The sequence below is a fragment of the Pantoea sp. 22096 genome (assembly GCF_052045955.1).
In the GTDB taxonomy this organism is placed as follows: Bacteria; Pseudomonadota; Gammaproteobacteria; order Enterobacterales; family Enterobacteriaceae; genus Pantoea; species Pantoea alfalfae.
Genome location: NZ_JBQEPW010000001.1, coordinates 889,924 through 911,930, shown reverse-complemented (window position 1 = coordinate 911,930; position 22,007 = coordinate 889,924). Strand labels below are relative to the sequence as shown.

Genomic DNA, 22,007 nt, shown 5'->3' with positions numbered 1-22,007 from the left:
GGGAAACTCCTTAACGATCTTTCGGGTCGAGGGCATCACGCAGGCCATCGCCGATAAAGTTGAAACAGAACAGCGTAACCACCAGGAAGCCCGCTGGATAGAGCAGCAGCCAGGGTGAGACTTCCATCGAGTTGGCGCCGTCGCTGAGCAGTGCGCCCCAGCTGCTCAAAGGCTCCTGCGTACCCAGACCGAGGAAGCTCAGGAAGGATTCAAACAGGATCATGCTTGGCACCAGCAGCGAGGCGTAAACCACCACCACGCCCAGCACGTTTGGCACGATGTGGCGCACCACGATTTTCCAGGTTGATACCCCGCCGACATGGGCCGCTTCGATAAACTCTTTACGCTTCAGGCTCAGCGTCTGGCCGCGCACAATACGCGCCATATCCAGCCATGAAACCATACCGATAGCGGCAAAAATCAGCAGGATATTACGACCAAAGAAGGTCACCAGCAGGATGACGAAGAACATAAACGGGAAAGAGTTAAGGATTTCCAGAATACGCATCATCACCGAGTCCGTTTTGCCGCCGAGATAGCCAGCAATCGAACCATAAAGTGTGCCCACGATCACCGCGATCAGCGCTGAGGCCACACCCACCATCAGGGAGATACGGCCACCAATCGCCACGCGCACCAGCAGGTCACGACCCGATGAGTCAGTGCCGAACCAGTGGCCGGAAGTGGTATCCGGCGGCGAGGACATCATGGCCCAGTCGGTATCGTCGTAGGTGAACTGCGCCATCATCGGCGCAAAGATCACGAACAGGGTAATCACGAGCAGCACCAGCAGGCTGATTAAGGCCGCCCGGTTATGGATAAAACGACGACGCGCGTCCTGCCAGAGACTGCGCCCTTCTACTTCCAGCTTCTCACTGAACGCATCAAGAGCTTCGCTGTTTTTCTTACTTAACATCATGGCGAACTCCGCAATCAGTAACGAATTTTTGGATCGATAACGGCATAGAGCACGTCAACAATCGCGTTGAAGATAATGGTCAGCAAACCGACCAGAATGGTCAGGCTCATCACCAGTGAGTAGTCACGGTTCAGCGCACCGTTCACAAACAGCTGACCGATACCCGGCAGACCATAGATCGACTCAATGACCATCGACCCGGTGATGATGCCGACAAACGCCGGTCCCATGTAGGAGATCACCGGCAGCAAGGCGGGCTTCAGCGCATGACGCAGCACAATGCGGCGCAGCGGCAGGCCTTTGGCGCGCGCGGTGCGGATAAAGTTGGAGTGCATCACTTCAATCATCGATCCACGGGTAATACGCGCGATACTGGCGATATACGCCAGCGACAGCGCCACCATCGGCAGCAGCATGTAGTTCCACTGCCCGCCATTCCAGCCACCGCCCGGCAGCCATTTCAGGCTGATGGCGAACAGCAGGACCAGCAGCGGTGCGACCACGAAACTGGGTATCACCACACCGGTCATTGCCACCCCCATCACCGCGAAGTCCCACAACGTATTTTGTTTGAGCGCAGCGATGACGCCGGCGGTCACGCCCAGCACTATCGCCAGCAGGAACGCGGCCAGACCGAGTTTGGCAGAAACCGGGAACGCATGTGCGACCAGATAGTTGACCGAATAGTCTTTGTATTTAAACGACGGGCCGAAATCGCCGTGCGCCAGCTGCACCAGGTAATCGACATACTGTTTACCAATGGGATCGTTGAGGTGGTACTTCGCCTCAATGTTGGCCATGACTTCGGGTGCCAGCGTACGCTCACCGGAAAAAGGACTACCGGGGGCCAGGCGCATCATAAAGAAGGAGATAGTAATCAGGACGAACAGCGTCGGTAGCGCTTCAAGCAAGCGACGCAGGATGAATTTTAACATTGCCGTACCTACCAGGCTGTTGCTTCACAACATATAAAAAATTAAAAAAGGCGGCGCCAGACGCGCCGCCACTGCTGATAGCCTGAATGCTATTAGTGTTTGATGATGTAGAAGTTTTTATCCAGGGTTTTATCCAGCGGATCTTTACCGGTATAACCGCCGACATAAGGTTTCACCAGACGCGTATTTACGTAGTAGTAAACCGGTACGATGGTGCTGTCTTTATCCATGATCTGCTCAGCCTTCTGATAATCCACTGCGCGGGCTTTCGCATCCGGGGCTTTGATCGCGTCACGCACCACTTTGTCAAACTCATCGCTCTTGTAGTGCGATGTGTTACTGCTGCTGTTGGACACCATGGTGTTCAGGAAGGAAGTGGGTTCGTTGTAGTCCGCACACCAGGCCGCACGCGACACATCGTAGTTACCCTGATGACGGGTATCCAGGAAGGTTTTCCACTCCTGGTTTTCCAGCTTGATGTTTACGCCGATGTTTTTCTTCCAGATCGACGAGGCGGCAATCGCGAGCTTCTTGTGCAGATCGGAGGTGTTATACAGCAGGTTAAAGGTCAGCGGTTTGTCAGCGGTGTAGCCCGCTTCAGCCAGCAGCTTCTTCGCTTCGGCATTACGTTTGTCCTGTGACCATGTGAACCAGTCTGGCGGCAGAATGTCCATGCCGTCGGTCGCTGGTGGCGTGTAGCTATAGGCAGGTTTCTGGCCCTGCGCCAGCACTTTATTCACCATGATGTCACGATCCAGACCCAGCTTCAGGGCCGCGCGCACGCGAGGATCGGTGAATGGCGCTTTCTGGTTGTTGATTTCGTAGTAATAGGTGCAGAGATATGGATCGACGTGCAGCTCTTTACCGTTGTCACGCTGCAGCTTTTTAAACAGCTCAATTGGCAGGTTGTTATAGGTCATGTCGCTGCCGTTCTCGGAGAAGTAGCGGTTAACGTCACTGACTTCTGAACTGATCGGCAGGAAGGTGACTTTGTTCAGCACCGTATGTTCATTGTCCCAGTAGTTCGGATTACGCACCAGGGTGATACGTTCGTTAATCACGTGCGCTTCAAGCTTAAAGGCACCGTTGCCGACCCAGTTCTGCGGCTGCGTCCACTGATCGCCAAATTTCTCAATCGCCGGTTTGTAAACCGGTGACATGACGGAGTTAATCAGCAGCTTATCAAAATAGGGAACCGGCTCGCTCAGGGTGACTTCCAGCGTGTGGTCATCAATAGCTTTTACGCCCAGATCGGTAACTGGTTTTTTACCGGCGATGATGTCATCGACGTTCAGGATATGACCATACTGCGGATAGCTGGCATACGGTGAGGCGGTTTTAGGATCGACCAGACGCTCCCAGCTGTAGACGAAATCCTGCGCGGTGACCGGCTCGCCATTGGACCATTTGGCATTTTTACGTAAGTGAAAAGTCCACACTTTGAAATCTTTATTTTCATAGCTTTCCGCTACGGCCGGGATCGGTTTACCGTTGCTGTCATTGACCAGCAGACCTTCGTAAAGATCGCGCGCCACGTTATCTTCCGGCACGCCTTCGATTTTGTGCGGATCGAGCGACTGTACTTCATCGCCATTGCCGCGAACCAGCTCCTGTTTAGCGGCCAGCTCAACGCCCGCAGGCACGGTTGCCGCGAAAGCCGCATTCCCTGCCAGGGCACTCACTGCGGCAAAAACGCCCGCTGCAATCAGGCTTTTTTTCGTGATGTTGTTCATTATTACACTCCAGTTTTATTATCGTCACCGTGGCGATGCTCCGCCACGGCGTCCCCCGTCTCCGGGCTCCCTGGCCTGTTCCCAGGGAGATTGACCCCAAAATGGTCTGTACGCTGATGCGTGTCCCGACTGTCTCGCCGAAACGGCGATCAGATCAGTGTTGTTTGATGAAATAGTACTTCAGGTCTGTCATGTCCTGCGGGTCTTTGCCCGTAAAGCCGCCAACCCAGGGCTTTACCAGGCGCACACTTACGCGGTAGTAAACTGGCACAATTGGTGAGTCTTTGTCGAGTTGTGTTTCAGCCTGCTGATACAGGTCGACGCGCTGCGCCTCGCTGCCCGCCGTCAACGTTTCCGCCATTAAGCGATCGAAGGTCGCGCTGCTGTAAAACGCGGTGTTGATCGAGGCGTTACTGATCAGCATGTTCAGGAAGGTGGAGGGCTCGTTGTAATCGGCACACCAGGTGGCACGCACCACGTCATACTGGGCCTGATGACGGGTCTCCAGCATGGTTTTCCACTCCTGATTCTGCAGCGTCACCTTCGCGCCCAAATTTTTCTGCCACATCGACGCGGCGGCAATCGCCTGCCGCTTATTTTGATCAGAGGTGTTATAGAGCAGCGTAAAGTTCAGCGGATGGCTGGCATCAAAGCCCGCCTCTGCCAGCAGCTTTTTCGCCGCCTCATTACGCTGCGCCTGGGTCCAGGTGAACCATTCAGGCGGGGATAGCTTAATATCAGCCGTGAACGGTGGCGTGAGGCTATAGGCCGGAATCTGTCCCTGAGCCATGATCTTATTGGCAATCACCTCGCGATCGAGGGTCATTTTCAGCGCAGCGCGCACCCGTGCATCGGTGAACGGCGCTTTTTTGTTGTTGATTTCGTAGTAGAAGGTGCAAAGCAGCGGACTGACTTTGACTTCATCACCCAGCTCTTTGCGCAGCTTGCCAAACATCTCTGGCGGTATCGCACTGTTAGTGATATCCGTGCCACCACTGCGATAGCGATTAATGTCACTGTTTTCAGAAGCGATCGGCAGGAAGGTCCCCTGCTCAATCACCGTATGCGCATTGTCCCAGTAGAGGGGATTACGCGTCACAACGATTTTTTCATTCACCACCCAGTCGCTGAGTGTATAGGCACCGTTACCGATGTAGTGACCGGGACGGGTCCAGGCGTCGCCCCACTGCTTAATGGCTGGCGCATAAACCGGCTTCATCGCCGTATGCGCTAACATCGCCACCAGGTAAGGCACGGGTTCACTCAGGGTGATCTGCAGGCGATGGGCATCAAGTGCTTTTACGCCCAATTGATCGGGTGATGCTTTACCGGCGAGGATGGCATCAATACCGGCAAAATGAGCTGCCTCCAGATAGCTGGAATATGGCGATGCTGTTTTCGGGTCCACCAGCCGACGCCAGCTATAAACGAAATCAGCGGCCGTCACCGGTTCGCCATTGCTCCACTTTGCATCATCACGCAGAGTAAAAATCCAGACCGTGGGTTGTGGATTTTCCCAGCTTCTGGCGACGCCCGGCACAACCTGACCGCGGTTATCGGTGTTAACCAGGCCATCCAGCAGGTTATGGATAACATTAGATTCCGGCACGCCTTCGGTTTTATGTGGATCCAGCGAAGAGACTTCGCTTCCGTTGTTGATCACTATTTGCTGTTGGGCGGCCAGAACCGTTCCAGGCGGAACGGTGGCGGCATAAGCCGGAGAAAAAGCTGTGAACAAAAAGAGTGCGATTGCTGACCGCTGTTGTTGCAAGTTTTTCATCCCAATCATGCGAAACGCCAACCTTTAATTAAGTATCCCGATAGGCTTAAGCAAAAAGCGTTCTCACTTTGGACTTTCGGAGAAAAAATTTACGCTGGGCCAAAAATTATCAGAAGCCGCGAAGGGGCGCCAAAGCAAAATAGCTAAAATGTTAACTAATTCTCTTTTATCATGAGATGTCAGGCAGCGAAAGTGTTAATTTTCGTCCTGAAAATATTATATCGATATGAAAAATAGGCTATTTAGCTGGAAACCTGTTTCCAGGGCGTTATGCAGCTACAAAAAGCGTCTGTTTTGGTATTTGTATTGATAAAAAGAGCATCGACGTGATGAAATTCAGGCTGGCCGCTGAAGCCTGGGTATTTATCGGGTTGAGCGGAGATCAGATAGCAGATTATCGTGTGAAAATAGTGACATTATTCTGAGAAAAAAAGTCTGTGAGCAAACCCACAGTAACGGAATTTATAATCGTCTGTTTTTATTAAGCAGGATGAATGACTGCATTACTATGGTGCAATAAATTACCTTACTGCACCAATTCAGGTCACCAATTCGCTTCGCTGCATGAAATAAGTGAGTTTCTAGTTCAGCAAGCCGGGGAAAATCGACTTCATGCCGGTCACAACAAATTCAATACCCAGCGCCATCAGTAACAGGCCCATAATTCGGGTAATGACGTTGATACCGGTCTGCCCAAGAATGCGCACCATTAACGGCGCGGCGCGGAACAGCAGCCAGCAGCAGAAGGCAAAAATAGCAATGGCCAGGGTGAATCCCAGCAGATTGAGCCAGCTGTGGTAGCGGGTACTCCAGACGATGGTTGAGCTGATGGCACCCGGCCCCGCCATGAGTGGCAATGCCAGCGGCACAACCCCCACGCTTTCACGAATCGCCGTTTCTGACTTCTCCTGTTTGTTCTGCTTATCCTCGCCCAGCTTGCCGCTGATCATCGACATGGCAATGGTGACGACCAGAATCCCGCCCGCAATCCGGAAGGAATCAATCGAGATGCCAAACACATGCAGAATCGCATCGCCGAGGAAAAGTGACGTCCAGAGAATAATGGCAACGGCCAGATTAGCTGTAAGGTTGGTTTTGTTACGCTCAGCTACCCCCTGATAACGGGTCATGCTGATGAACACCGGAATAATGCCTACCGGATTGACCAGCGCAAAGAGCCCGACAAAAAATTTTATGTAGCCTGATAGATCTAACAGCGCTGGATTCACAACTCTACTCCGTACCACAGGGGGGAAAACGCGCCTAATGTATGTGAAAACGTGCAGAGACGCCAGATGTGCGCCTGGGTATTTATCCTGATGAACAGCAAAGCAATTAGCGCTTTCCGCCAGAGATTAAAAAGTGGCTGGATTTAGCCACTGCCAGGACGGCTGAGCACAGGAGCACGCTGACTTAACAGGTAAGCACTATAAAGGGCTGCTGAAAGGTGTCAGCTTGCGCTTAAATTGATCTGCATCAAAATTGACCTACCCCAAACCAGGTAATCTTTTCTTAACGGAAGGATAAGAAAGCTCGCTAACGCCAGCAGAAGACTCGTTCAGTAAACAGTTGAAAATCCGGGATTTACCTGTCAGCCAGTCACGTTATTTCAGCGTGACTATACTCAGGACGCAGGATTGTTTACTAAAAAAGTTTAACTTCCTTCAGGAGAACACCATGGCCGTAACCAATGTCGCTGAACTCAATGCACTGGTCGAACGTGTAAAAAAAGCCCAGCGTGAATATGCCAACTTTTCTCAACAACAGGTCGACGCCATCTTCCGTGCCGCCGCCCTTGCCGCCGCTGACGCCAGAATCCCGTTAGCCAAGATGGCCGTTGCCGAATCCGGTATGGGCATCGTCGAAGACAAGGTCATTAAAAACCACTTTGCTTCCGAGTATATCTACAACGCCTATAAAGATGAAAAAACCTGTGGTGTATTAGCCACTGACGATACGTTCGGTACGATTACCATCGCCGAGCCGATTGGCCTGATTTGCGGTATCGTCCCGACAACCAACCCAACGTCAACCGCCATCTTTAAAGCATTAATCAGTCTTAAAACCCGTAACGGCATTATCTTTTCGCCACACCCTCGCGCCAAAGATGCGACAAACAAAGCTGCCGATATTGTCTTGCAGGCCGCCATTGCTGCCGGTGCGCCGAAAGACATTATCGGCTGGATCGATGCCCCGTCTGTTGAACTTTCAAACCAGCTGATGCATCACCCTGACATCAACCTGATTCTCGCCACCGGCGGTCCGGGCATGGTGAAAGCAGCATACAGCTCCGGTAAACCGGCGATTGGTGTCGGTGCCGGTAACACGCCGGTAGTGATTGATGAAACCGCCGATGTGAAACGTGCCGTTGCCTCCATTCTGATGTCAAAAACCTTTGATAACGGGGTGATCTGCGCCTCTGAACAATCTGTCATTGTGGTTGATTCAGTTTATGATGCCGTGCGTGAACGTTTCGCCAGCCATGGCGGCTACATGCTGCAGGGTGCTGAACTAAGCGCCGTACAGAATATCATCCTCAAAAACGGCGGTCTGAATGCGGCGATCGTGGGTCAGCCTGCCTTCAAAATTGCAGAGATGGCCGGTCTCACCGTGCCGCCGAGCACCAAGATCCTGATTGGTGAAGTGAAACTGGTGGATGAGTCTGAGCCATTTGCCCACGAAAAACTCTCACCTACCCTCGCAATGTATCGGGCAAAAGATTTCCAGGATGCTGTAGATAAAGCCGAGAAACTGGTCGCCATGGGCGGTATCGGTCACACCTCCTGCCTTTACACCGACCAGGATAACCAGACTGAGCGCGTGCACTACTTCGGCGATAAAATGAAAACCGCGCGTATTCTGATCAACACCCCGGCCTCTCAGGGCGGTATCGGTGACCTCTACAACTTTAAACTGGCGCCGTCTCTGACGCTGGGTTGTGGTTCCTGGGGCGGTAACTCTATTTCAGAGAACGTCGGTCCAAAACACCTGATCAATACCAAAACTGTCGCCAAGCGAGCTGAGAATATGTTGTGGCATAAACTTCCTAAATCCATCTACTTCCGTCGGGGTTCACTGCCAATTGCGCTGGAAGAGGTGGCAACGGACGGCGCGAAACGTGCCTTTATCGTCACTGACCGCTTCCTGTTCAATAACGGTTATGCTGACCAGGTGACCCGCGTGCTGAAATCACACGGCATCGAGACTGAAGTATTCTTCGAAGTTGAAGCTGACCCAACGCTGAGCATCGTACGTAAAGGTGCAGAGCAGATGAACAGCTTTAAACCTGACGTCATCATTGCCCTGGGCGGCGGTTCCCCAATGGATGCCGCGAAAATCATGTGGGTGATGTACGAACATCCCGAAACCCATTTCGAAGAGCTGGCGTTACGTTTCATGGACATCCGTAAACGTATCTACAAGTTCCCAAAAATGGGCGTCAAAGCACGCATGGTTGCCATCACGACTACCTCAGGTACCGGTTCAGAGGTCACACCGTTCGCTGTGGTAACCGACGATGCGACCGGTCAGAAATATCCTCTGGCTGACTATGCATTGACACCAGATATGGCAATTGTCGATGCCAACCTGGTGATGGATATGCCACGTTCACTCTGCGCCTTCGGTGGTCTGGATGCAGTCACCCACGCTCTGGAAGCCTATGTTTCTGTGCTGGCGAATGAATACTCTGATGGTCAGGCGCTGCAGGCACTGAAACTGCTGAAAGAGAACCTGCCGGCCAGCTATGCCGAAGGCGCTAAAAATCCGGTGGCGCGTGAACGCGTACACAATGCCGCAACTATCGCCGGTATTGCGTTTGCCAACGCATTCCTCGGGGTCTGTCACTCAATGGCACACAAACTGGGTTCAGAGTTCCATATCCCACACGGCCTGGCTAATGCCCTGTTAATCTCGAACGTTATTCGCTACAACGCGAATGACAACCCGACCAAACAGACCGCATTCAGCCAGTATGATCGTCCGCAGGCGCGTCGTCGTTACGCAGAGATTGCTGACCACTTAGGTCTGAGCGCACCAGGCGACCGCACCGCGCAGAAAATTGAGAAGCTGCTGGTATGGCTGGACGAGATCAAAACTGAACTCGGTATTCCGACCTCAATCCGCGAAGCCGGTGTGCAGGAAGCGGACTTCCTGGCGAAAGTCGACAAACTGGCCGATGATGCGTTCGATGACCAGTGTACCGGCGCGAACCCACGCTATCCGCTGATTGCTGAGCTGAAACAGATTATGCTCGATACCTACTACGGACGTGAATTTGTCGAACCGTTCTCAAGTGTCGCCGAAGCTGTCTCTGAGCAGCCGGTGAAAGGCGTGAAGGTTGATAAGAAAGTGAAGAAAGTCTGATAGTCCGGTTCTGACTGTCTGATAAAAAACCCGCCGCGGCGGGTTTTTTATTACCTGAATGATGCGGTTAATTCAGCGGAGTCTGTGCGCCATGAATCGCCTGTAACGACCCCTGCTCTATCGCCTGTTTATAATGCTTACGGCAGACGGAGATATAGCGTTCGTTACCGCCAATGACCACCTGCTCGCCTTCACTGAAAGGTTTACCCTCGCTATCCAGTCGCAGCACCATGCTCGCCTTGCGGCCACAATGACAAATGGTTTTTAATTCAACCAGCTTGTCAGCCCATGCCAGCAGATACTGACTGCCCACAAACAGTTCACCGCGAAAGTCGGTTCTCAGGCCATAGCAGAGCACCGGGATATCCAGATCGTCTACGACATCAGAGAGTGCTTTAACCTGCTCCCGGGTCAGGAACTGACTCTCATCAACCAGCACACAGTGGATTGGCTGCGCGGCATGCTCGGCGGCAATGTCACTATAGAGTGCGGTTTCAGCATTGTAGAGCATGGCCGGTGACGAAAGTCCGATACGGGAACTCACCTGCCCGGCACCAAACCGGTTATCGATTTCAGCGGTATAGACCAGCGAGCGCATGCCGCGCTCCTGATAGTTATAGGAGGATTGCAGCAGTGCCGTCGATTTCCCTGCATTCATGGCAGAGTAATAAAAATAGAGTTGAGCCATAGGAGCGTATCTTCATCAGGACTTAACGGAATGGCGCGCATATTAACACAAAGTGCAGGTAATACATTGCGGTGTAGCGGTAATTAAAGCGTAACGGCTGACCGGTTATTCATCCTGGTGCATAGCCGGGAGCCGGTTATGTGCGCTTCACGCTGGATAAGTTTTGCTTATTTTACCCGCAACAAAAGGAATGACATTTTTGTTACCACGCTAAATACATTAAATTTATTGCATATCAGACTTGCGGAAACTCTTTTTTTATTTGCCATAACCGTGAAATTTTTACTGTGATTATTTTAATTACTCAGGGAATTATCGTTCTGATATTGTTTTAAGATTGAAGTTATTTAATGTCACCACTACTATTAGCGGGCAACACAACTTTTTCCTTATTCAGAGACCAGGACAATGAGCGAAGCACTAAAAGTTCTTAATAATATCCGTACGCTGCGCGCCCAGGCCAGAGAGTATTCCGTCGAAACACTGGAAGAGATGCTGGAAAAACTGGACGTGGTGGTAAAAGAACGCCGCGAAGAAGAGTCACATTTTCAGGCAGAAAATGAAGAACGCACGCGTAAGCTTAATCAGTATCGTGAAATGCTGCTGGCGGATGGAATCGACCCGAATGAACTGATTAACACGCTGACCGCCACTCACCGGGTTGCGGCAAAAGGTAAACGCTCAGTGCGCCCGGCCAAATATGGTTATACCGATGAAAAAGGCGAGTCCAGAACCTGGACAGGTCAGGGACGGACACCGGCCGTGATTAAAAAAGCGCTGGAAGAACAGGGTAAAACGCTGGACGATTTTTTACTGTAATGCTGACTGCTTCGCTGCTTAAGCGTTAGCCTGCTACCCCAATAAAAAAGGAAGCCGGAGCTTCCTTTTTCTTTTAATCAGACGCGGTAGAAATCGCGATACCAGTCAACGAAATTTTTAACGCCCTCTTCGACCCCGGTCTGCGGTTTAAAACCAATGGCCTTATACAGCGCTTCGGTATCCGCACTGGTTTCCAGCACATCACCGGGCTGCATTGGCATCAGGTTTTTCTTCGCCGTAATCCCCAACGCTTTCTCAATCGCTTCGATATAGTTCATCAAGGTAACCGGCTGACTGTTACCAATATTATAAACCCGATAAGGCGCAGAGCTGGTTGCAGGTGAACCGGTTTCAACAGTCCAGTTATCATCCTGCTGCGGAATAACATCCTGCAGACGGACAATCGCTTCAGCAATATCGTCAATATAGGTAAAGTCGCGTTTCATCTGGCCCTGGTTATAAACATCTATCGCTTCACCTGCAATCATTGCCCGGGTGAACTTAAAGAGTGCCATATCAGGACGGCCCCAGGGACCGTAAACGGTAAAGAAGCGCAATCCGGTCGTCGGCAGCTGATAAAGATGCGAGTAAGTGTGCGACATTAACTCGTTAGCTTTTTTAGTCGCCGCATATAAAGAAACCGGATGATCAACGCTATCTTCGGTTGAGAACGGCATTTTGCGATTCAGGCCATAAACTGAACTGGATGAGGCATAGAGCAGATGTTCAATTTTATGATGACGACAGCCTTCAAGGATATTGAGGTGACCGATCAGATTCGAGTCTGCGTAGGCATGGGGATTTTCAATAGAGTACCTGACGCCAGCCTGAGCGCCAAGGTGAATAACGCGCTGGAATGTGTGCTGGTCGAACAGTGACGCCATTGCGTCACGGTCCGCCAGATCCATCTCAATAAATGTAAAACCAGAATCGGCTTTAATTAAATTGAGACGGGCATGCTTGAGATTTACGTCGTAATAATCATTCAGGTTGTCGATACCGACAACCTGGTGACCGGCGGCCAGCAGACGCTGACTGACATGAAAACCAATAAAGCCTGCGGCGCCGGTGACCAGAAAGTTCATAAATCCCTCGTTAATTATGCAGTTTGAATAGACGCTCCGCGGCCGATTGCATAATAAACGAAACCGCGTTTGCTGATACGCTCTGGATCATACAGGTTACGACCATCAAAAATCACGGCTTCTTTCAGTGCATTTTTGATAACGTCGAAGTCAGGCGCACGGAAGTTTTGCCACTCCGTACAGATGACCAGACCGTCTGCGCCCTGCAGTGCGGCTTCTTTGGTACCCATCAGCTTCAGATCGCTGCGGTGACCATAGATGCGCTGCGCTTCATCCATTGCTTCAGGGTCAAACGCCTGAACAGATGCGCCCGCTTCCCACAGCGATTCCATCAGCACACGACTGGAGGCTTCACGCATATCGTCAGTGTTCGGCTTAAATGACAGACCCCAGAGTGCAAACGTCTTACCTTTCAGATCGTCACCAAAATGACGCTTGATAAAGGTAGGCAGCTTGTTTTTCTGGTTGTCATTCACATCTTCCACCGCCTGCAAAAGACGTGGCTGATAGCCAATGGACTCAGCGGTACGGATTAACGCCTGCACATCTTTCGGGAAGCAGGAGCCGCCGTAGCCACAGCCAGGATAGATAAAGTGATAGCCAATGCGGGGATCAGAACCGATACCCTGACGTACTTTCTCAATATCCGCACCTAAACGTTCAGCCAGGTTAGACATCTCGTTCATAAAGCTGATTTTGGTTGCCAGCATGCAGTTTGCGGCATACTTGGTCAGCTCCGCGCTGCGGATATCCATCATGATCATGCGATCGTGATTACGGTTAAACGGCTCATAGAGCTCGCGTAACAGTTCTACCACGTCGTCGTTGTCAGTACCGACAACAATACGCTCCGGACGCATACAGTCATTAACTGCTGCACCCTCTTTCAGGAATTCCGGGTTTGAAACCACATCGAAGGTGATGTTGGCGTCACGCGCTTTCAGCGCTTCCGTCATTACTGCACGAACTTTGTCTGCTGTGCCAACCGGAACGGTTGATTTGTCGATAACCACCTTGTGATCGTTCATATGCTGCGCAATAGTGCGCGCTACGGCGGTCACATATTTCAGATCGGCAGAGCCGTCTTCATCCGGTGGAGTACCGACTGCAATAAACTGCATAACACCATGGTTTACGCCCTGCTCAGCATCGGTGCTGAACTTAAGACGACCCGCTTCGTAATTGGACATTACCAGCGGTGTTAAACCTGGTTCGAAAATAGGAATGATGCCTTTTTTCAGATTTTCGACTTTATTAGCGTCGACATCAATGCAGAGAACGTCATGTCCGACTTCGGCTAACACCGCAGCCTGAACCAGACCGACATAGCCGATACCAAATACAGTGACTTTCATCGAGTTATCCTGTGTTTATGAATTACTTTTTGTTGCCAACTGCGCCATCGAGCCATTCAGAGAAATCTTTGCCCAATACCGGATGACGAACACCGTACTCAACGAAAGCCTGCATGTAGCCCAGCTTATTACCACAGTCATGGCTCACGCCTTTCAGGTGATAAGCTTCAACCGTCTCTTTTTCCATCAGCATCGCAATGGAGTCAGTCAGCTGAACTTCGCCGCCTGCACCTGGAGGAGTTTTCGCCAGCAGTGGCCAGATGTCTGAAGACAGCACATAACGACCTACGACGGCCAGGTTTGATGGTGATTCTGACGCTTTAGGCTTCTCAACCACACCAACCATAGGTGCGCTGTCGCCTGGGTTCAGTTCTGCGCCCTGGCAATCAACAACACCGTACGCGGTAACATCGTCGACCGGCTCAACCATGATCTGGCTGCGGCCAGACTCTTCGTAACGGCTTAGCATTTCTGCCAGGTTATCTTTGGTTGGGTTGGATTCATATTCGTCGATGATGACGTCTGGCAGGATGACCGCAAATGGCTCATCACCGATCAGCGGGTGTGCACACATCACAGCGTGACCCAGACCTTTAGCGATGCCCTGACGGACCTGCATGATGGTAACGTGTGGCGGGCAGATTGACTGGATTTCATCCAGCAGCTGACGCTTAACGCGTTTTTCCAGCATTGATTCCAGTTCGAAGCTGGTATCAAAATGGTTTTCGATGGCATTTTTTGATGAATGCGTAACCAGCACAATTTCGTTGATGCCAGCAGCGATACACTCGTTGACGACATACTGGATTAACGGCTTATCAACCAGCGGTAACATCTCTTTTGGAATCGCTTTGGTAGCCGGGAGCATACGCGTACCCAAACCCGCTACCGGGATTACCGCTTTTTTTACTTTGGTATTATTGGCAGACATTAAGATACCTCTCTTATAGGCCGTTCAAGTTAATACTTGATATGTCGGTTTAAAATCGGAAATGAGTATATCAGTTAGTATCGAACGGATTTATCCTGGAAGGGACTAAACTGTCGAAATTAAGACTATTACCCAACTGTAAAGCTAAACTCTGGCCCTGAGTTCATCGCCAGAATCTCTCTGTTTTTTACCCTTACTCTTCTGCAGACAGCATCAGCCGGATGCGACCACCCGCGCCCCATACGTGGCACTGCCAGTTATCTGCGCGCTGACTGATTTGATTAAGATGGGTGCTGCCCATAGTGCCAAGCGGGACACCATTACTGAGCTGAATCTGATGGGCATGCACATGTAGTGTGGCGTTTAATCCGGCCGAAACCAGAATCAGATTTTTTAAACCGCGATGATAGTAACCAACCAGTAGCGGGAACTGACCGCTCAGGTTCGCCTGACGCAGCAGCAGATTGACCTGTCTGAGTAGTCCATTCAGCTCCGGAAGACGCTGTTTTTGGCCCGTGAGCTGCTCCTGCAGCAGGCCATTAAACAGTGCGCGCAGCAGCAGTGCCGCCAGCACGCCGTTATCACCGGCGCGCGTCACATCGAGACAGTAAAACGCCAGATCTTTGTCGGAGAGTGCCGCGATATCAAGTACCAGACCAGGCTGCTCGGCCATCGTCAACTGGCGATAGTTAATCCGGCAGTTGGCAATGGTCTGCTGTACCGGCGGCTGAAGTTGCTTGAGCAGCTTGGCGGCTGCTTTTGGATCGCGAACCAGCGCATCCCAGTCCTGGAAAAGCTGCTCATCCTCCTCCACTTTTGAGGTGAACATTGAGGGATAAAGGCACTCATAAACCGCTTCACGGAAGCGTTCGAAGTTTTTGAGTGGCTTAAGCAGCACATCCTGCACCCCAAGACGCAGCACATGAGCGATATCGGACATGTTTTCAGTGGCCGAGATGATCAATATCGGCACGACATTGCCACGGGTACGAATATGTTCAACAAACTGGATGCCACTCATACGGGGCATTTCCAGATCGCAGATAATCAGGTCGACAGTATGCTGTTGTAGTTGTGCAATTGCTTCCAGACCATCTTCCGCTTGTAACGTCACAGCACCCATCGATAACAAAAATTGGTCCAGCAACGAACGGAAAACAGCCTCATCTTCGACAATGAGTATCTTTTTGCCGAGTAGTGGTTTTTCCATTCTTTCCCCCTGCGTACCAGATAATTCAATAGTGGTTCATAAAACGCAGTTGCGCCTTTCAGTATTGCCCGAAGTCACCGTTTTGAATGAACAACCTGATTATCTGCCACGGACCAGTGGTAATAGTTCATCCATTTTCTTCTCTACGGCGGCCCTGCCTGCCTCAATGGCCTCTTCAGCACGATGAAAATCCAGCGTCGAAATTTGCGGACAGATCGGCTGTATCAAAACATCGGGCGGATCGCCTGCCATACGGTTTCGCTTAAGGCGATTCTCCAGTACCTGAATAGAAGTAGACATAATCTCCATCGCGCCAGGTGACTGAGATGCACGGCGCTGGGTGAAATTCACCAGGCGCTGTCGCAACTTCCCCCCCCAACTTAATGCCGCTGCGGCGGCTTCTTCTTCACTGTTCTGAGGTGTAACGGAAAAGAGATCCTGCTGCATTAAATGTGCGTCATGCTGTAAGTCAACGGCGATAACAATGTCTGCCCCCAGGGCGCGCGTCAGTGAAATCGGCACCGGGTTAACCACAGCACCATCCACCAGCCAATACCCATTGTAGCCCACCGGCGGTAATAAACCTGGCATACTGCAGGATGCGCGTACTGCCTGATGCAGATCGCCCTCGGTCAGCCAGAGCTCACGTCCGGTACTGAGGTTGGTCGCCACCACGCCAAAGGGTTTATTACAGTGCTCAATCGCATCATTGGGAATCAGCTGACGGACATGGCTGAATACTCTTTCGCCGCGTAACAACCCGCCACGCTGCCAGGAAACGTCCATCAGGCGAATCACATCCCAGTAGCGAAATGCACTGACCCATTTTTCCATCAGCGGTAAACGGTTATTCACATAGGCAGACCCGACCAGTGCGCCGACTGAGCAGCCTGCAACAACGTCAATCTCAATACCGGCCCGCTCCAGCGCGTTAATCACGCCAATATGCGCCCATCCCTTGGCCGCGCCAGATCCAAGAGCCAATCCAATTCTTACCTTTCTCATTTGTATCTGGTCCTGCCGTCAATACGTAGCGTCACAACGTGGGGTCAGCTAACATAGCGCGCTTGTGAAATCGACTCATCATTCCCGGGAGACAATGTGTCAGAAACCTGCCCATGTTGTAGCGGAGAGCAGTATAGCGTATGTTGCGGGCCCTTTCTGCAGGGTAACCAGACTCCTGTTACAGCTGAACAACTTATGCGATCCCGTTATTGCGCCTATGTTCAGCAGAATGCGGACTATCTGGTTGCAACCTGGCATCCTGACAAACGGCATCCGGGGCTGTCGGGGCTTTTATCTGAAAGTTTTCCGGGCACCGAATGGCTTAGCCTGAATGTAACCCGTTGTAATCATGGAAACCATGAGAACGAAGCTTTCGTTACCTTTTTTGCGCGATACCGTGAGAAAACAAACATTCATGCCATTCATGAGCGTTCACGCTTTCTTCGCGAGGATCAACGCTGGTACTATGTTGACGGTACAATACCGCCCGTCGGGCGTAACGATCCCTGCCCGTGCGGCAGTGGCAAAAAATACAAAAAATGTTGTGGTTAAGCTGACGGCTACCCCAGCGGTTTACACCCTAATGCTTTGACAGGACTCTGATTGAGATGCAAGCGCAAACCATGCAAAGAAAAGTTTTACGAACCATTTGTCCCGATGCAAAAGGTCTGATCGCCAAAATCACCAATATTTGTTACAAGCACGAACTTAATATCGTGCAGAACAATGAGTTTGTTGATCATCGCACCGGGCGTTTTTTCATGCGCACCGAGCTGGAAGGAATTTTCAACGATAATACCCTGCTCGCTGATCTCGACAGCGCCCTGCCGCAGGGTTCAGTGCGGGAACTTCACAGTGCCGGTCGCCGTCGCGTGGTGATTCTGGTGACTAAAGAGGCACACTGCCTGGGCGATCTGTTAATGAAGAGCGCGTTTGGCGGCCTGGATATGGAAATTGCAGCGGTAGTGGGTAACCACGATACCCTGCGTTCACTGGTTGAGCGTTTCGATATTCCGTTTGTGCTGGTGAGTCATGAGGGGTTGACGCGGGAAGAGCACGATAACCGCATGGCAGAAGAGATTGACCGCTATCAGCCCGATTACGTGGTGCTGGCAAAATATATGCGCGTTCTGACGCCCGCTTTCGTGCAGCGTTATCCGAACCAGATTATCAATATTCATCACTCCTTTCTGCCCGCCTTTATTGGAGCCCGCCCTTACCACCAGGCTTATGAGCGTGGCGTGAAAATCATCGGTGCTACCGCGCACTACGTGAATGACAATCTCGATGAAGGTCCCATCATCATGCAGGATGTGATTAACGTTGATCACAGCTATACCGCGGATGAGATGATGCGTGCCGGTCGCGACGTAGAAAAGAATGTACTGAGCAACGCACTGTATAAAGTGCTGGGACAGCGCGTGTTCGTTTACGGCAACCGTACGATTATTCTTTAATCAGCCAGGACGCTGAATTGCCTGCAGATTCAGCGCTACGTGTAAAAAGTGGGCAAACAGTTGTGGTTTTGCCAGTGGGCGCTTTACACCCTTATTGCATTTGGTATGATGCGCCCCGCTTTAAGAGACAAAGATTCAGGCCATGGTGGGATTCCCGAGCGGCCAAAGGGAGCAGACTGTAAATCTGCCGTCACAGACTTCGAAGGTTCGAATCCTTCTCCCACCACCATCTGAATCTGAATCATCTTAAGCCACTTCAATCCCTGGTGGGATTCCCGAGCGGCCAAAGGGAGCAGACTGTAAATCTGCCGTCACAGACTTCGAAGGTTCGAATCCTTCTCCCACCACCATCCTGCATGTCGCACTTAATCCCAAAAAAACATCACAGCCTCCTGTTCTGCGCGGAGAGGGATGAGAACCTTCGATTAAGGTTCGGGTCGGGCATCGTGCACACGACTCCCAAAACGATACCTGAGCTTCCTGGTCTGCCTTACGCCTCCTCACGTTTCTTACCCGCTTTCGCACAATCTCAGTCTGTTCCGTCATGACTTTCTCAATAAAAATCGCTACCATCTTCGCCCATTACTTGCTGAACAATGGTCGATCTCATGAAATTTGTTTCATTTAACATCAATGGGTTGCGTGCCCGCCCACATCAGCTTCAGGCGCTTGTCGAACAGCATCAGCCCGATGTGATCGGTCTGCAGGAAACCAAGGTCCATGACGACATGTTCCCGCTGGATGAGGTGGCAAAGCTTGGCTATCACGTCTTTTATCATGGACAGAAAGGCCATTACGGCGTGGCGTTGCTAACCAAAGCTCAGCCAGTGTCAGTCTGCCGGGGTTTTCCGGGCGATAATGAAGAATCCCAGCGCCGCCTGATCATGGCGGAAATTCCCAGCCCGATTGGCGACATCACGGTGATTAATGGCTATTTCCCGCAGGGCGAAAGTCGCGACCATCCCACCAAGTTCCCGGCTAAAGAGAAGTTCTATCGCGATCTGCAACGTCTGCTGACCGACGATCTGCCTGCCGATAAACCGGTTCTGGTTATGGGCGACATGAATATCAGCAGCACCGATCGGGATATTGGTATTGGTGAGGAGAGCCGCAAGCGCTGGCTGCGCACCGGCAAATGTTCCTTCCTGCCGGAAGAGCGCGAGTGGATGGACCGCCTGCTGGGCTGGGGTCTGGTGGATACCTGGCGCGAGCACAACCCGGAGGTAGCGGATCGCTTCTCCTGGTTCGATTATCGTTCGAAAGGTTTTGATGATAATCGTGGGTTACGCATTGATTTAGTGCTGGCAAGCAAAAATCTGGCCGCACACTGCGTTGAGAGCGGCATTGATTATGAAATTCGGGGCATGGAGAAGCCGTCTGACCACGCCCCCATCTGGTCAACCTTCCACTTTTAATTAATGGTCGCGTGGCAGAGCGCCACGCGACGGCTATTTCACTATCTTCCAGATAAGGTTGTTGGTGCCAAGAGACTGTTCATCACGCGCACACTGCAGCAGCACGCCCTCAGATTTCACTACCGCACCTTCTGTGTAGTTGCGGTTCTCAAAGATACAGCAGCGGAGACAGTCCTGCTGACGTCTCTCTGACTGCGTCCAGGCTTCAGGCGGCATATCCACCACTACATCAGTGTTTACACCATTGTTGCCCTGTTGTGGCATCGACTGATAACGACTGTTGGCCTGCACTGCGCTGGTCGCCAGCATCAGAGCCAGGGCCAGCAATACTGAATAATGTCTCATTCCGTCTCCTTCACTTTACGCCTGGTTTTGCGCACCGGACGTTTCTGTCCGGTGGACGGTAATCCCCGAAATGCATGCGCCGCAGGCTGCTGCCGCGCCTGCTGGATAAGGCCGGTTAAGGTCTGCACCAGCGGCTGCATAAACTCATCATAGCGGCAGGCCTTTTCGCTGATACGCGTCAGTGTCGATTCCCACTGCGCCGTCATATCCGGGCGCGCGGCCAGATCGGGCAGAGAGTGAATCAGGGCGCGTCCGGCATCCGTGGAATTGATGTAACGGCCCTTCTTCACCAGGAAGCCACGACGAAACAGTAATTCGATAATGCCGGCACGTGTGGCTTCCGTTCCTAAACCATCGGTCGCACGCAGCACTTTCTTTAATTCTTTATCCTGAACGAAACGGGCGATGCCGGTCATTGCAGAAAGAATCGTCGCATCGGTAAACGGCCGTGGCGGCTGAGTCTGCTTCGCCAGCACCTCGCCACGCTCACACAGCAACTCATCACCCTTCGCCACCTCTGGCAGCGGCATGCCGTCGTTCTCTTCATCACGCTCTTTGCTGCCCAGCAGTGCGCGCCAGCCCGCCTCAGCCAGGAAGCGCGCTTTCGCCACAAATTTTCCGCCCGCAATATCAAGGTCGATGACACATTTACGAAATACTGCATCCGGGCAGAACTGCATCAGATACTGGCGTGCCACCAGCTCATAGATATGCTGTTCATTTTCGCTGAGCTTTACCGCGCTGCTTCGGGCCGTGGGAATAATGGCATGGTGAGCATCGACTTTTTTATCATCCCAGCAGCGATTTCTGCGATCGGCGTTAAAGTCTGCTGGTGGGGTAAGCTGGGGCTGATGCGCCTGTATCGCCTTTAAGACCGCATGACGACCAGCAAAATGTTCTTCCGGCAGATAGCGGCTGTCTGAACGCGGGTAGGTAATCAGTTTGTGTGTTTCATAGAGCCGCTGACAGGCGTCCAAAACCGTCTGGGCACTCAGTCCGTACCGTTTTGCGGCCTCGATCTGCAGGCTGGACAGGGAGAATGGCAGCGGAGCGACGTCATTTTCGCGCTTATCACTGTAGGCCGTGACGATAGCGGGTTGACCGGTGATACGCGCTACCACATGGTCGGCCAGTGCGCGTTTAAGCAGACGCCCCTCTTCATCCTGCCACGGCTCACAGGCTTCGCTGGGGATCCAGCTGGCAACAAATCTGGCACCATCCGGCGTGAGGATATGTGCTTTAACTTCGAAGTAGTCTTTCGGCACGAAGTTTTCGATCTCCTCATCGCGCCGGACTACCAGCCCCAGTACCGGTGTCTGCACCCGACCTACCGACAGCACGCCATCGTAGCCAGCATTGCGTCCCAGCAGCGTCCAGGCACGGGTCATGTTGATGCCGTAAAGCCAGTCCGCCCGGGCGCGGGCCAGCGCAGAGACGCACAGCGGGATAAACTCGCGATTCTCACGCAGGCGATTTACGGCTCGATCCACTGCCTGAGGATTAAGATCGTTGATCAGACAGCGCTGCACTTTGCTGCGTTTTTCAGCCGGCAGGTTAAGGTAATCCAGCACCTCATCCACCAGCAACTGCCCTTCCCGATCCGGGTCACCGGCATGCACCACTTCACTCGCCTGCGCCAGCAGACTTTCAACCACTTTCAGCTGCTTCGCGACCGACGGACGCGGTTTCAGTTGCCATTTATCCGGGATGATCGGCAGATCGTTCAGCGACCAGCGTGCGTAACGGCTGTCATAACTGTCGGGCTGCGCCTGCTCCAGAAGGTGTCCCACGCACCAGGTGACGATCTGATCGTTGCCGCAGGCAATAAAGCCATCACCGCGGCGATGCGGTTTCGGCAGCACATCTGCGATAGCACGCCCAAGGCTCGGTTTTTCCGCAATAAACAAACGCATTGAATCAGGACATCCTTAACATCAGGGGAACACAGTGATAACCGGTTGTTCG

18 protein-coding genes and 2 tRNA genes are annotated in these 22,007 nt (G+C 52.1%); 7 read left to right on the top strand and 13 right to left on the bottom strand.

Annotated elements, in window-relative coordinates:
* Positions 1 to 10: 10 nt before the first annotated feature.
* The 5 genes from oppC to ACTJKZ_RS04145 all read right to left on the bottom strand — a co-directional run bounded on the left by oppC (position 11) and on the right by ACTJKZ_RS04145 (position 6,596).
* On the bottom strand, positions 11 to 919 hold the full coding sequence (gene oppC / locus ACTJKZ_RS04165) for an oligopeptide ABC transporter permease OppC (protein WP_161733977.1): 909 nt from the start codon (positions 917 to 919) through the stop codon (positions 11 to 13).
* A 14-nt stretch (positions 920 to 933) separates the two neighbouring features.
* Positions 934 to 1,854, bottom strand: a complete 921-nt coding sequence (gene oppB, locus ACTJKZ_RS04160; RefSeq protein ID WP_161733980.1) for an oligopeptide ABC transporter permease OppB — start codon at positions 1,852 to 1,854, stop codon at positions 934 to 936.
* Between the two features lie 92 nt (positions 1,855 to 1,946).
* On the bottom strand, positions 1,947 to 3,587 hold the full coding sequence (gene oppA / locus ACTJKZ_RS04155; protein ID WP_161733982.1) for an oligopeptide ABC transporter substrate-binding protein OppA: 1,641 nt from the start codon (positions 3,585 to 3,587) through the stop codon (positions 1,947 to 1,949).
* 154 nt (positions 3,588 to 3,741) lie between these two features.
* On the bottom strand, positions 3,742 to 5,367 hold the full coding sequence (locus ACTJKZ_RS04150) for an ABC transporter substrate-binding protein (protein ID WP_440829283.1): 1,626 nt from the start codon (positions 5,365 to 5,367) through the stop codon (positions 3,742 to 3,744).
* 581 nt (positions 5,368 to 5,948) lie between these two features.
* On the bottom strand, positions 5,949 to 6,596 hold the full coding sequence (locus ACTJKZ_RS04145; RefSeq protein ID WP_161733986.1) for a YchE family NAAT transporter: 648 nt from the start codon (positions 6,594 to 6,596) through the stop codon (positions 5,949 to 5,951).
* Positions 6,597 to 7,044: 448 nt separating this feature from the next.
* On the opposite strand from ACTJKZ_RS04145, the gene adhE reads away from it, so the two are divergent.
* Positions 7,045 to 9,732, top strand: coding sequence for a bifunctional acetaldehyde-CoA/alcohol dehydrogenase (adhE, locus tag ACTJKZ_RS04140; RefSeq protein WP_161733988.1), 2,688 nt, complete (start codon positions 7,045 to 7,047; stop codon positions 9,730 to 9,732).
* A 67-nt stretch (positions 9,733 to 9,799) separates the two neighbouring features.
* Here adhE and tdk read toward each other — a convergent pair whose 3' ends face one another.
* Positions 9,800 to 10,420 carry a thymidine kinase gene (gene tdk / locus ACTJKZ_RS04135; RefSeq protein WP_033783265.1) on the bottom strand — a complete coding sequence of 207 codons (621 nt, stop codon included), beginning with the start codon at positions 10,418 to 10,420 and terminating at the stop codon, positions 9,800 to 9,802.
* A 408-nt stretch (positions 10,421 to 10,828) separates the two neighbouring features.
* On the opposite strand from tdk, the gene hns reads away from it, so the two are divergent.
* A complete protein-coding gene (gene hns / locus ACTJKZ_RS04130) occupies positions 10,829 to 11,239 on the top strand; it encodes a histone-like nucleoid-structuring protein H-NS (RefSeq protein WP_161733990.1) in 411 nt (136 codons plus the stop codon).
* A 77-nt stretch (positions 11,240 to 11,316) separates the two neighbouring features.
* On the opposite strand, the gene ACTJKZ_RS04125 is transcribed toward hns, so the two are convergent.
* The 5 genes from ACTJKZ_RS04125 to rssA form a co-directional block, all read right to left on the bottom strand.
* Complete coding sequence (locus ACTJKZ_RS04125; protein ID WP_161733992.1) at positions 11,317 to 12,324, bottom strand: NAD-dependent epimerase; 1,008 nt, start codon at positions 12,322 to 12,324, stop codon at positions 11,317 to 11,319.
* Positions 12,325 to 12,338: 14 nt separating this feature from the next.
* The gene (locus ACTJKZ_RS04120; RefSeq protein ID WP_440829282.1) at positions 12,339 to 13,679 is read right to left on the bottom strand and encodes a UDP-glucose dehydrogenase family protein; all 1,341 of its coding nucleotides are present in this window, start codon (positions 13,677 to 13,679) and stop codon (positions 12,339 to 12,341) included.
* Between the two features lie 22 nt (positions 13,680 to 13,701).
* Entirely contained in the window at positions 13,702 to 14,610 is a 909-nt protein-coding gene (galU, locus tag ACTJKZ_RS04115) for a UTP--glucose-1-phosphate uridylyltransferase GalU (RefSeq protein WP_161733996.1), read from the bottom strand.
* A gap of 193 nt (positions 14,611 to 14,803) precedes the next feature.
* Positions 14,804 to 15,820 carry a two-component system response regulator RssB gene (rssB, locus tag ACTJKZ_RS04110; RefSeq protein ID WP_161733998.1) on the bottom strand — a complete coding sequence of 339 codons (1,017 nt, stop codon included), beginning with the start codon at positions 15,818 to 15,820 and terminating at the stop codon, positions 14,804 to 14,806.
* Positions 15,821 to 15,919: 99 nt separating this feature from the next.
* Positions 15,920 to 16,825: a patatin-like phospholipase RssA gene (rssA, locus tag ACTJKZ_RS04105; RefSeq protein WP_161734000.1), complete on the bottom strand. Its 906-nt coding sequence runs from the start codon at positions 16,823 to 16,825 to the stop codon at positions 15,920 to 15,922.
* A gap of 96 nt (positions 16,826 to 16,921) precedes the next feature.
* Between rssA and ACTJKZ_RS04100 the strand changes: the two genes are divergently transcribed.
* From ACTJKZ_RS04100 to xthA, 5 genes are all read left to right on the top strand, one after another.
* Entirely contained in the window at positions 16,922 to 17,377 is a 456-nt protein-coding gene (locus tag ACTJKZ_RS04100; protein ID WP_253418778.1) for a YchJ family protein, read from the top strand.
* A 56-nt stretch (positions 17,378 to 17,433) separates the two neighbouring features.
* Positions 17,434 to 18,282, top strand: coding sequence for a formyltetrahydrofolate deformylase (gene purU / locus ACTJKZ_RS04095; RefSeq protein ID WP_111140030.1), 849 nt, complete (start codon positions 17,434 to 17,436; stop codon positions 18,280 to 18,282).
* Between the two features lie 144 nt (positions 18,283 to 18,426).
* A tRNA-Tyr gene (locus ACTJKZ_RS04090) sits at positions 18,427 to 18,511 on the top strand.
* A 36-nt stretch (positions 18,512 to 18,547) separates the two neighbouring features.
* Positions 18,548 to 18,632: transfer RNA gene (locus ACTJKZ_RS04085), tRNA-Tyr, on the top strand.
* 258 nt (positions 18,633 to 18,890) lie between these two features.
* On the top strand, positions 18,891 to 19,697 hold the full coding sequence (gene xthA, locus ACTJKZ_RS04080) for an exodeoxyribonuclease III (protein ID WP_440829281.1): 807 nt from the start codon (positions 18,891 to 18,893) through the stop codon (positions 19,695 to 19,697).
* 33 nt (positions 19,698 to 19,730) lie between these two features.
* Here xthA and ACTJKZ_RS04075 read toward each other — a convergent pair whose 3' ends face one another.
* A complete protein-coding gene (locus ACTJKZ_RS04075) occupies positions 19,731 to 20,042 on the bottom strand; it encodes a DUF1496 domain-containing protein (RefSeq protein WP_161734006.1) in 312 nt (103 codons plus the stop codon).
* Positions 20,039 to 21,955: a DNA topoisomerase III gene (locus tag ACTJKZ_RS04070; protein ID WP_260058312.1), complete on the bottom strand. Its 1,917-nt coding sequence runs from the start codon at positions 21,953 to 21,955 to the stop codon at positions 20,039 to 20,041. Before ACTJKZ_RS04070 ends, ACTJKZ_RS04075 begins: the two co-directional genes overlap by 4 nt.
* Positions 21,956 to 22,007 lie beyond the last annotated feature (52 nt).